10 protein-coding genes and 1 tRNA gene are annotated in these 9,802 nt (G+C 71.9%); 9 read left to right on the top strand and 2 right to left on the bottom strand.

Annotated features, from left to right (window positions below):
- The coding region (locus tag FNQ90_RS05060) for a UDP-N-acetylmuramate dehydrogenase (protein WP_182605153.1) at positions 1 to 1,026 on the top strand (1,026 nt) is incomplete at its 5' end.
- 39 nt (positions 1,027 to 1,065) lie between these two features.
- On the opposite strand, the gene FNQ90_RS05055 is transcribed toward FNQ90_RS05060, so the two are convergent.
- Both FNQ90_RS05055 and FNQ90_RS05050 read right to left on the bottom strand, forming a co-directional pair.
- The gene (locus FNQ90_RS05055) at positions 1,066 to 2,085 is read right to left on the bottom strand and encodes an adenosine deaminase (protein WP_182605154.1); all 1,020 of its coding nucleotides are present in this window, start codon (positions 2,083 to 2,085) and stop codon (positions 1,066 to 1,068) included.
- Positions 2,086 to 2,233: 148 nt separating this feature from the next.
- Complete coding sequence (locus FNQ90_RS05050; protein ID WP_182605152.1) at positions 2,234 to 3,481, bottom strand: pyridoxal phosphate-dependent aminotransferase; 1,248 nt, start codon at positions 3,479 to 3,481, stop codon at positions 2,234 to 2,236.
- Positions 3,482 to 3,916: 435 nt separating this feature from the next.
- Here FNQ90_RS05050 and FNQ90_RS05045 point away from each other — a divergent pair.
- From FNQ90_RS05045 to rplL, 8 genes are all read left to right on the top strand, one after another.
- Positions 3,917 to 3,989 (top strand) — tRNA-Trp (locus FNQ90_RS05045).
- Between the two features lie 79 nt (positions 3,990 to 4,068).
- Positions 4,069 to 4,335, top strand: a complete 267-nt coding sequence (gene secE / locus FNQ90_RS05040) for a preprotein translocase subunit SecE (RefSeq protein ID WP_323379783.1) — start codon at positions 4,069 to 4,071, stop codon at positions 4,333 to 4,335.
- 112 nt (positions 4,336 to 4,447) lie between these two features.
- A complete protein-coding gene (gene nusG / locus FNQ90_RS05035) occupies positions 4,448 to 5,290 on the top strand; it encodes a transcription termination/antitermination protein NusG (RefSeq protein WP_182605151.1) in 843 nt (280 codons plus the stop codon).
- Positions 5,291 to 5,555: 265 nt separating this feature from the next.
- Entirely contained in the window at positions 5,556 to 5,990 is a 435-nt protein-coding gene (rplK, locus tag FNQ90_RS05030) for a 50S ribosomal protein L11 (RefSeq protein ID WP_143620206.1), read from the top strand.
- 133 nt (positions 5,991 to 6,123) lie between these two features.
- Positions 6,124 to 6,843, top strand: a complete 720-nt coding sequence (gene rplA, locus FNQ90_RS05025; protein WP_143620204.1) for a 50S ribosomal protein L1 — start codon at positions 6,124 to 6,126, stop codon at positions 6,841 to 6,843.
- Positions 6,844 to 7,124: 281 nt separating this feature from the next.
- Positions 7,125 to 8,069: a hypothetical protein gene (locus tag FNQ90_RS05020; protein ID WP_143620202.1), complete on the top strand. Its 945-nt coding sequence runs from the start codon at positions 7,125 to 7,127 to the stop codon at positions 8,067 to 8,069.
- Between the two features lie 387 nt (positions 8,070 to 8,456).
- Positions 8,457 to 9,014: a 50S ribosomal protein L10 gene (gene rplJ / locus FNQ90_RS05015; protein ID WP_143620200.1), complete on the top strand. Its 558-nt coding sequence runs from the start codon at positions 8,457 to 8,459 to the stop codon at positions 9,012 to 9,014.
- A gap of 123 nt (positions 9,015 to 9,137) precedes the next feature.
- Positions 9,138 to 9,527 carry a 50S ribosomal protein L7/L12 gene (gene rplL / locus FNQ90_RS05010; protein WP_143620198.1) on the top strand — a complete coding sequence of 130 codons (390 nt, stop codon included), beginning with the start codon at positions 9,138 to 9,140 and terminating at the stop codon, positions 9,525 to 9,527.
- Positions 9,528 to 9,802 lie beyond the last annotated feature (275 nt).

Raw genomic sequence — 9,802 nt, 5'->3', positions numbered from 1 at the left:
CCGCTGACCACCCTCCGCCTCGGCGGCCCCGCCCGCCGGCTCGTCACGGCCGAGAGCGACGAGGACATCGTCCGGGTCGTCCGCGAGGCCGACGCCGACGGCACCCCGCTGCTGGTGCTGGGGGGCGGCAGCAACCTCGTCGTCTCGGACGACGGCTTCGACGGCACCGTCGTGCGCGTCGCCTCCACCGGCGTCCACCTCGAGGGCACCGGCCTGGAGGTCGCCGCCGGGGAGAACTGGGCGGCCCTGGTCGACCGCGTCGTGGCCGCCGGGCCGGCCGGTATCGAGTGCCTGGCCGGCATCCCCGGCTCCGTCGGCGCCACCCCCGTGCAGAACGTCGGCGCCTACGGCCAGGAGGTCGCCGACGTGCTCACCGAGGTCGTCGCCCTGGACCGCGCCGCGGGCGAGGTCGTCACCCTCTCCGCCGCCGACTGCGGCTTCGCCTACCGCCACAGCCGCTTCAAGGCCGAGCCGAACCGCTGGGTGGTGCTGCGCGTGCGGATGGAGCTGGAGGACGCCGGCGGGCTCTCCGCGCCCCTGAAGTACGCCGAGACCGCCCGTCTGCTCGGCGTCTCCCCGGGCGACCGGGTGCCGATCGGCGAGGCCCGCGCCGGTGTGCTGCGGCTGCGCGCCGGCAAGGGCATGGTGCTGGACCCCGACGACCACGACACCTGGTCGGCCGGCTCCTTCTTCACCAACCCGATCCTCGACGAGGACACCCTGGCCGCCTTCCGCCGCCGGGTGGTCGAGCGGCTCGGGTCGGACGTCGCCCCGCCGCTGTACCCGGCGGGGGAGGGGCTGACCAAGACCTCCGCCGCCTGGCTCATCGAGCGCGCGGGTTTCACCAAGGGGTACGGGGACGGCCCGGCCCGAATCTCCGGCAAGCACACCCTCGCCCTGACCAACCGGGGCGGGGCGCGCACCGCCGATCTGCTGGCGCTCGCCCGCGAGGTGCGCGCCGGAGTGCGGGAGGCATTCGGCGTCACCCTGGTCAACGAGCCGGTGACGGTCGGCGTCGAGCTCTGAGCGGAGCCCGGGCCCCCGTCCCGGCGGGGACCCGAAGGCTCAGGAGTCCAACCAGGCGTCGATGTCCATCAGCAGCTTCTCGCGCACGTCCTGCGGCGCGGTGGAGCCGCGCACCGACTGGCGGGCCAACTCCGCCAACTCCTCGTCGGTGAAGCCGTGGACCCGCCGGGCGATCTCGTACTGATCGGCCAGGCGCGCGCCGAACAGCAACGGGTCGTCCGCCCCCAGCGCCATCGGCACCCCCGCCTCGAACAACTTCCGCAGCGGCACGTCCTCCTGCCGCTCGTACACGCCCAGTGCCACGTTGGAGGCCGGGCACACCTCGCAGGTCACCCCGGAGGTCGCCAGCCGTTTCAGCAACCGGGGGTCCTCGGCCGCCCGCACGCCGTGCCCCACCCGCCCGGCGCCCAGGTCGTCCAGGCAGTCCCGCACGCTCTCCGGACCCGCCAACTCGCCACCGTGCGGAGCCGCCAGCAGGCCACCGTCACGGGCGATGGCGAACGCCCGGTCGAAGTCGCGGGCGAAGCCGCGCCGTTCGTCGTTGGACAGCCCGAAGCCGACGATCCCCCGGTGGGCGTGGCGCACCGCCAACCGGGCCAGGGTGCGGGCGTCCAGCGGGTGCTTCATCCGGTTGGCCGCCACCAGCACCCGGATCTCCAGGCCGGTCTCCCGCCGCGCGGCGTCCACCGCGTCGAGAATGATCTCCAGCGCCGGGATCAGCCCGCCCAGACGGGGCGCGTAGGAGGTGGGGTCCACCTGGATCTCCAGCCACCGCGACCCGTCGCGCAGGTCCTCCTCGGCGGCCTCCCGCACCAGGCGGTGGATGTCCTCCTCCGAACGCAGGCAGGACCGCGCGATGTCGTACAGGCGCTGGAAGCGGAACCAGCCCCGCTCGTCGGTCGCCCGCAGCTTCGGCGGCTCACCTCCGCTGAGCGCGTCCGGCAGGTGCACCCCGTACCTGTCGGCCAACTCCAGCAGGGTCGATGACCGCATGGAGCCGGTGAAGTGCAGATGCAGATGGGTCTTGGGCAACAGCCGGACGTCACGAACACTCGCCATCTCCGGATACTGCCCCATCGGGGCGTCCGGGTGAAAGTCCCGCCTCCCGAACGGGCGCCGCCCCGAACACGGAAGCGGGGAACGCTCCGTGCCCGGGGCGGGCGAGCCGGACGGGACCGGGGGGAGGGGCCGGGAGGCCCCGGGTCCGTCAGTCGCGCGCCTCGGCGAGCAGCTTCTGCATCCGCGAGACGCCCTCCACCAGGTCCTCATCCCCCAGCGCGTAGGACAGTCGCAGGTAACCGGGGGTGCCGAACGCCTCGCCCGGCACGACCGCCACCTCGACCTCCTCGAGGATCAGCTCGGCCAACTCCACGCTGCTCGCCGGCCGCTTCCCCCGGATCTCCCGGCCCAGCAGACCCTTGACCGACGGGTAGGCGTAGAACGCGCCCTCCGGCTCGGGGCACTCCACGCCCTCGATCTCGTTGAGCATCCGCACGATGGTCCGCCGCCGCCGGTCGAACGCCTCGCGCATCGTCGCCACCGCGTCCAGGTCGCCGGAGACGGCGGCCAGCGCGGCGGCCTGGGCGACGTTGGAGACGTTGGAGGTGGCGTGCGACTGCAGGTTGGCGGCGGCCTTGACCACGTCCTGCGGGCCGATCATCCAGCCCACCCGCCAGCCGGTCATCGCGTAGGTCTTGGCGACGCCGTTGACCACCAGGCAGCGGTCCCGCAGTTCGGGGACGAGCACCGGCAGCGAGGTGAACTCCGCGTCCCCGTAGACCAGGTGCTCGTAGATCTCGTCGGTCAGCACCCACAGGCCGTGCTCCACGGCCCAGCGTCCGATCGCCTCCACCTGCTCGCGCGGGTACACCGCGCCGGTCGGGTTGGAGGGCGAGACGAAGAGCACCACCTTGGTGCGCTCGGTGCGGGCCGCCTCCAACTGCTCGACGGTCACCCGGTACCCGGTGGTCTCGTCGGCGGTGACCACCACCGGCTCGCCACCCGCCAGCCGGATCGACTCCGGGTAGGTGGTCCAGTAGGGAGCCGGGACGATGACCTCGTCGCCCGGGTCCAGGATCGCGGCGAACGCCTCGTAGATGGCCTGCTTGCCGCCGTTGGTGATCAGCACCTGCGCGGGGTCCACCTCGTAGCCGGAGTCGCGCAGGGTCTTCTCCGCGACCGCCCGCTTCAGCTCCGGCAGGCCGCCCGCCGGCGTGTAGCGGTGGAAACGCGGCTCGCGGCAGGCGGCCACGGCGGCCTCGACGATGTAGTCCGGGGTCGGGAAGTCCGGCTCACCGGCGCCGAAGCCGATCACCGGACGCCCGGCGGCCTTCAGGGCCTTCGCCTTGGCGTCCACGGCGAGGGTGGCGGACTCGGAGATCGCGCCGACCCGGGCGGAGACCCGGCGCCCGGTCGGCGAAGCGGCTGACTGTCCGTTGGCAGATGCGGCACTCATAACGGCATCGTCCCGGGTCCGGACCCCCGGAACGCACCGGGGTCCGACGGCCGGGCGCGCCCACGGGGCCGGGGCGGGGTGAGCGGGCGGCCCACGCCGGGCCGGGGACCGGAGCGCCATCGGCCGGTCCCCGGGGGCTTGCGTGCCGTTCCGGGACCGGTGACGGGACCGGTGACGACGGGGCGCCCGGGAGCGGTGGGGCACCCGGGGCACGGCCCCCGGATTCACCCGTCCGCGCGGGCCGCCGGGGTTTTCCGGGGCGCGCCCCGGGCGGTCGGGGCGCGGTCCCGCGGTGACATCCGGGCACTCCCGGGGCACAAGGCGTTCGACGCGACGGCTTCCACCACGTACACTCGTCGATCGTCGGCCCCAACCGGGAGTCACCGGCGCGGGTATCGGAAGATCCCCGCCGATGGGGTAGGTTGTGCCGCACAAAGGGTCGTAGCTCAATTGGTAGAGCACTGGTCTCCAAAACCAGCGGTTGGGGGTTCAAGTCCCTCCGGCCCTGCTATCGCGACGTACAGGCCGCCCGGCCGGTCCGGGCGGCCACGACCATGACCGGGATCGGGTGAGGACGAGTGGCTGGGATCACGGACTCCGTCGAGGCACCGGAGCCCCGCGGAGAGGGCGCCGAGGGCGGTCGCCGAGGGCGTCGTGCCAAGCGCGGCCCACTGGGCCGTCTCGCCCTGTTCTACCGCCAGGTTGTGGCCGAGCTGCGGAAGGTCGTCTGGCCCACCCGCCACCAGCTGACGACCTACACCGTGGCGGTGATCGTCTTCGTTCTGGTGATGATCGGGATCCTGACTGTGCTTGACTGGGGATTCGGCCGGATCATCGAGTACGTCTTCGGCTGAGCTGTCCGGCCCGGGGGTCGGGACCCCGTCGTTCCGGGAGAGTTCCGGCGACGCCGGAGCCCGCGCGGGTCGGCCGTTCCCACCCACGTGACGCCAGGAAGAAGCAGCTACCGTGTCTGACCTGAACCCCAACGAGGCCGCCGCGACCGCCGGGGGCGACGACACCGCGCGCGACAGCGCGGGTGCGGTGGACACTCCCGAGCGGATCGACCTTCCCACCGGCGACGGGACCGCCGACACCCCCGACGCGGAGGGTGTCGAGGAGGAGGCGGTGGAGGCCGTGGAGGCCACCGGCGAGGAGTCCGCCGGGGACGAGGCGGCTGCCGAGGCCGAGGAGAAGCCGGACCCGGTGGCGGTCCTGCGCGAGGAACTGCGCCTGCTGCCCGGTGACTGGTACGTCGTGCACACCTACGCCGGTTACGAGAACCGGGTGAAGACCAACCTCGAACAGCGTGCCGTCTCGCTCAACGTCGAGGACTACATCTTCCAGGTCGAGGTGCCGCAGGAGGAGGTCGTCCAGATCAAGAACGGCGACCGCCGCACCGTGCGCCAGAACAAGCTCCCCAGCTACGTGCTGGTTCGCATGGAGCTGACCAACGAGTCCTGGGGCGTGGTGCGCAACACGCCGGGCGTGACCGGCTTCGTCGGCAACGCCTACGACCCCTACCCGCTCACCCTCGACGAGATCGTCAAGATGCTCGCCCCCGAGGCGGAGCAGAAGGCCGCGGCCGAGGCCGCCGCGGCGGGGGAGCCGGTCCCCGGCCGCAAGGTCGAGGTGCAGGTCCTGGACTTCGAGGTCGGCGACTCCGTCACCGTCACCGACGGCCCCTTCGCCACCCTCCAGGCCACCATCAACGAGATCAACGCCGACTCCAAGAAGGTCAAGGGCCTGGTGGAGATCTTCGGCCGCGAGACCCCGGTCGAGCTGAGCTTCGACCAGATCCAGAAGAACTGACCCGTCGCCGGGAGAGGCCGCGTCGTGCGCGGCCCGCCCGGACACGAGGCACCCGCCCCGGGCGGGGTCCGGCACCCACCGGGCCCCGCCCGGCGGCGTTCACGCCGCTCCCGGCCGGGGCTTCGGGCTTCCCGGTGGCGGTGGCCCCGGTCGGCGGAGATTTCGCGCCCCGGGCCGTACCCGTTATCGTTGTGCGGTATGCCTCCGTGCGGGCGTTTTCGCCGGCCGGGGGTTTCGACACTCCCACTAGGACCCGGAGACGAGCATGCCTCCCAAGAAGAAGAAGGTCGCGGGGCTGATCAAGCTCCAGATCCAGGCCGGTGCCGCCAACCCGGCGCCTCCGGTCGGCCCCGCGCTGGGTCAGCACGGCGTCAACATCATGGAGTTCTGCAAGGCCTACAACGCCGCGACCGAGTCGCAGCGCGGTTGGGTCATCCCGGTGGAGATCACGGTCTACGAGGACCGCTCCTTCACCTTCATCACCAAGACCCCGCCGGCCGCGAGGATGATCCTCAAGGCCGCGGGCGTGGAGAAGGGATCCGGCGAGCCGCACAAGACCAAGGTCGCGAAGATCACCCGCGAGCAGGTCCGCGAGATCGCCACCACCAAGATGGAAGACCTCAACGCCAACGACCTGGACGCCGCGGAGAAGATCATCGCCGGCACCGCCCGTTCCATGGGCGTCACCGTCGAGGGCTGATCCCCGACATCCCCCGTGGGAGGGCTCGCGCGGCCCGTACCACGACTCCCCACGACCAACCGAACCGGCGACGGTGCGACAGCGATCGCGCCGCTGAACCCGACACCGGGCGCCGGACCACAGAGGAGAGACAGTGAAGCGCAGCAAGGCCCATCGCAGCGCCCAGGACAGGATCGACCGCACGCGTCTCTACGCGCCGCTCGAGGCCGTCCGGCTCGCGAAGGAGACCGCTTCCGGCAAGTTCGACGCCACCGTCGAGGTGGCCATGCGGCTGGGTGTCGACCCCCGCAAGGCCGACCAGATGGTGCGCGGCACCGTGAACCTCCCGCACGGCACCGGCAAGACCGCCCGGGTCCTGGTCTTCGCCACCGGTGACCGTGCCGAGGCCGCGCGTGCCGCGGGCGCCGACATCGTCGGTGCCGACGAGTTGATCGACGAGGTGTCCGGCGGTCGTCTCGACTTCGACGCGGTCGTCGCGACCCCGGACCTCATGGGCAAGGTCGGCCGTCTGGGCCGCGTGCTCGGTCCGCGCGGTCTGATGCCGAACCCGAAGACCGGCACCGTCACCCCCGACGTGGCCAAGGCCGTCACGGAGATCAAGGGCGGCAAGATCGAGTTCCGCGTCGACAAGCACGCGAACCTCCACTTCATCATCGGCAAGGCCTCCTTCGACGAGACCAAGCTGGTGGAGAACTACGCCGCGGCGCTGGAGGAGATCAACCGGCTCAAGCCGTCGGCCGCCAAGGGTCGGTACATCCGCAAGGCCACCCTGAGCACCACCATGGGCCCCGGTATCCCGCTGGACGGCAACCGGACCCGCAACCTCCTGGCCGAGGAGCCGGTCGGGGTCTGAGCCCCTCCGGAGTCGATCGCGTCCGTCCCGGCGGTCCGCCCGCCGGTGGCCCGGGCGCGGTAAGGCCACGGTTTCCTCACGTCTGTCCCCGTTCTGCCACAGAACGGGGGCAGACGTTCTTTCGTGTCGGTCTCCCGGGATACCGTCGTTGAACCTCACCGCTTCCGGGGGCGCCGCGGCGCCGGCGCGCAGAAGTGCCGTCGTGGCCCGGCGGGAGCGGCGGAGGTATCCGGGCGCGGAGACGCCGTGCCCGGCGAGAGACTCCCGGGGGAGCTTCGATCATGCGCATCGTTCGCAAGGCGGCCCTGTGCGCCGTGACCGTCGGTCTGGTGGCCGTCACCGCGGCCTGTGGCGGCGACGACGACAACGACGTCCCGGAGCGCGCGGACAACGCGGCGACCGAGGGCACCGAGGGCTCCGACGAGGGGTCGGACGATTCCGCCTCCGGTTCCCGCTCGGCGATCTTCGACGCACTGCAGGCCTCCGCGCAGCAGGCGTCCGAGGCGGAGACCGTGGCCTTCGAGACCACCATGACCATGTCGGACGGTGCCGAGGAGTTCGTCCTGGGCCTGGTCGGTGTCATGGGCTGGGACCCCGTCGCCATGGACGTGACCATGGACATGGGTGAGCTGGGTGCCCTCATGGGGCAGGAGAACGCCACCATGAACATGCGGTGGCTGGACAACATCCTCTACATGGGCGGCCCGATGTTCGAGGCCGAGTTGGACGGGGCGTCCTGGGTGAAGATGGACCTGGAGGCCGCCGCCGCCGAGGGCAACGACGCCGAGCTGGAGCAGATGCTCGCCCAGCTCGACCAGGCCGAGCGGATGGCGCAGAGCCCGGCCGAGCAGATGGGCCTGCTGCTCCAGACGCCGTCCCTGGAGCACCAGGGCACCGAGGAGATCGAGGGCGTCACGGCAGACCTGTACACCGGCACCCTGACGATGGACGAGCTGCTGGAGGCCGACCCCTCCACCGGTGTCCTCACCGAGGAGGAGCTGGAGGAGATGCGGGCCGAACTGGCCGCCGCCGGCACCGAGACGGTGGACCTGAGCATCTGGGTGGACGAGAACGACTTCCCGGTCCGGATCGACATGGAGATGATCGCGGAGGGCATGAACGTCCTCAACTCCACCGTCTACAAGGACTACGGGGTGGCGTTGGACTTCGACCACCCGGCCGAGGCGGACGTCGTGGACTTCGGGCGGATGACCGGCGGTTACTGAGCCGGCCGGCTCGGCGCGACCCGCGCGCCGACCACCCGCATCACCGCCCCGGGGGCGGGGGACGACCGTCCCCCGCCCCCGGGGCGCTTCCGTGTGACCGTGGCGCCCCGCCGCCGGATCCGGCCCGATTTGCCGTGACGCGCCCGGCTCCCGTACGCTTCCCCCGAAGCCAGAGACCGCTGGTTGCCGTCGGGCCCGTCCCGTCGGCCGAAGGATCCGCTCACGCGGACGACCGGCGCAGGTGACCGAGGACGGCATGTGGCCGCGCCCCCGCGAGGAGGCGCAGTGCCCGCCGAAGCCCCGTGCGCCCGCGCCGGGGCTTTTCTCGCGTGATGCGCCGATCTCCTTCCGTGCGGTCCCGACAACCCGGAAGGAGGGCAGAGGTTCATGGCAAGCCCCGACAAGATCGCGGCCGTCGCGGAGATCAAGGAGAAGTTCGAGAACTCCAACGGCGCCGTCGTGACCGCGTACACCGGACTCTCCGTGGCGCAGCTGAAGAACCTGCGCCGGGCGCTCGGCGAGAACGCCCAGTACCGCGTTTCGAAGAACACGCTGACCAAGATCGCCGCGAACCAGGCCGGTATCGGCCAGCTCGACGAGTTCCTCAAGGGCTCGACCGCGGTGGCCTTCCTCACCGGTGACCCGGTGGAGGCCGCCAAGGGGCTGCGCGACTTCGCCAAGGAGAACGACGCCCTCGTCATCAAGGGTGGCGTCCTCGACGGCAAGGCGCTCAGCGCCGAGGAGATCAACAAGCTTGCGGACCTCGAGTCCCGCGAGGTGCTGCTGGCCAAGCTCGCCGGCGGCATGAAGGCGTCCATGGCCAAGGCCGCGGCGACCTTCCAGGCCCCGCTGTCGAAGTTCGTCCGCACCGCGGACGCGCTGCGCGGCAAGGTCGAGAGCGAGCAGGGCGGTGCCGGTACGCCGGCTCCCGCCGAGGCCGAGTGACACCCGCCATCGGCGGGAGCTGAACCGGCCCGGCGGGCGCAGACCCGCCGACACAACCACCCGGTGCCACCGAATCCCCCCGGGGGGCCTGGCACCGCCCCATCGATTGGAAGGAGCGCCATCATGGCGAAGCTGTCCCAGGACGAGCTGCTCGAGCAGTTCAGCGAGATGACCCTCATCGAGCTCTCCGAGTTCGTGAAGGCCTTCGAGGAGAAGTTCGACGTCGAGGCCGCCGCCCCGGTCGCCGTCGCCGCCGCCGGTGGTGCCGCCGCCGGTGCCCCGGCCGAGGCCGAGGCCGAGCAGGACGAGTTCGACGTCATCCTCGCCGGCGCGGGCGCCAAGAAGATCCAGGTCATCAAGGTCGTGCGTGAGCTGACCTCGCTGGGTCTGAAGGAGGCCAAGGAGCTGGTCGACGGCGCGCCGAAGCCGGTCCTGGAGAAGGTCGACAAGGCCGCCGCGGACAAGGCGAAGGAAGCCCTCGAGGGCGCCGGCGCCTCCGTCGAGGTCAAGTGATCGCGGCGGACCACCGGTCCGCTGTTCCCACTCGCGAACGGTCGGTCGCGGGTCGCCCCTCGGGCGTCCCGGACCGGCCGTTCGGCGTTTCCCGGGGCGGGGCCCACCCCGGGTCGGCGCGCCGAGGGGTCGGCAAGGGCTTTCCCCGGCCTTCGGAGGGGCGTACTCGTGTTCGAGGTGTGTTCGGGTGGGGGAGCTCCTCCCGGCGCCCCGGGGCGCCTTTCGTGAGCCCTCCCGATCGCCTCGCCCCGCGATCGGTTCCCTCCCACCTCTCC

Source organism: Streptomyces alkaliphilus, assembly GCF_014141535.1.
GTDB classification, from domain to species: domain Bacteria; phylum Actinomycetota; class Actinomycetes; order Streptomycetales; family Streptomycetaceae; genus Streptomyces; species Streptomyces alkaliphilus.
The sequence above is the reverse complement of the archived record's forward strand: the minus strand, read 5'-3'. Positions and strand labels throughout refer to the sequence as shown.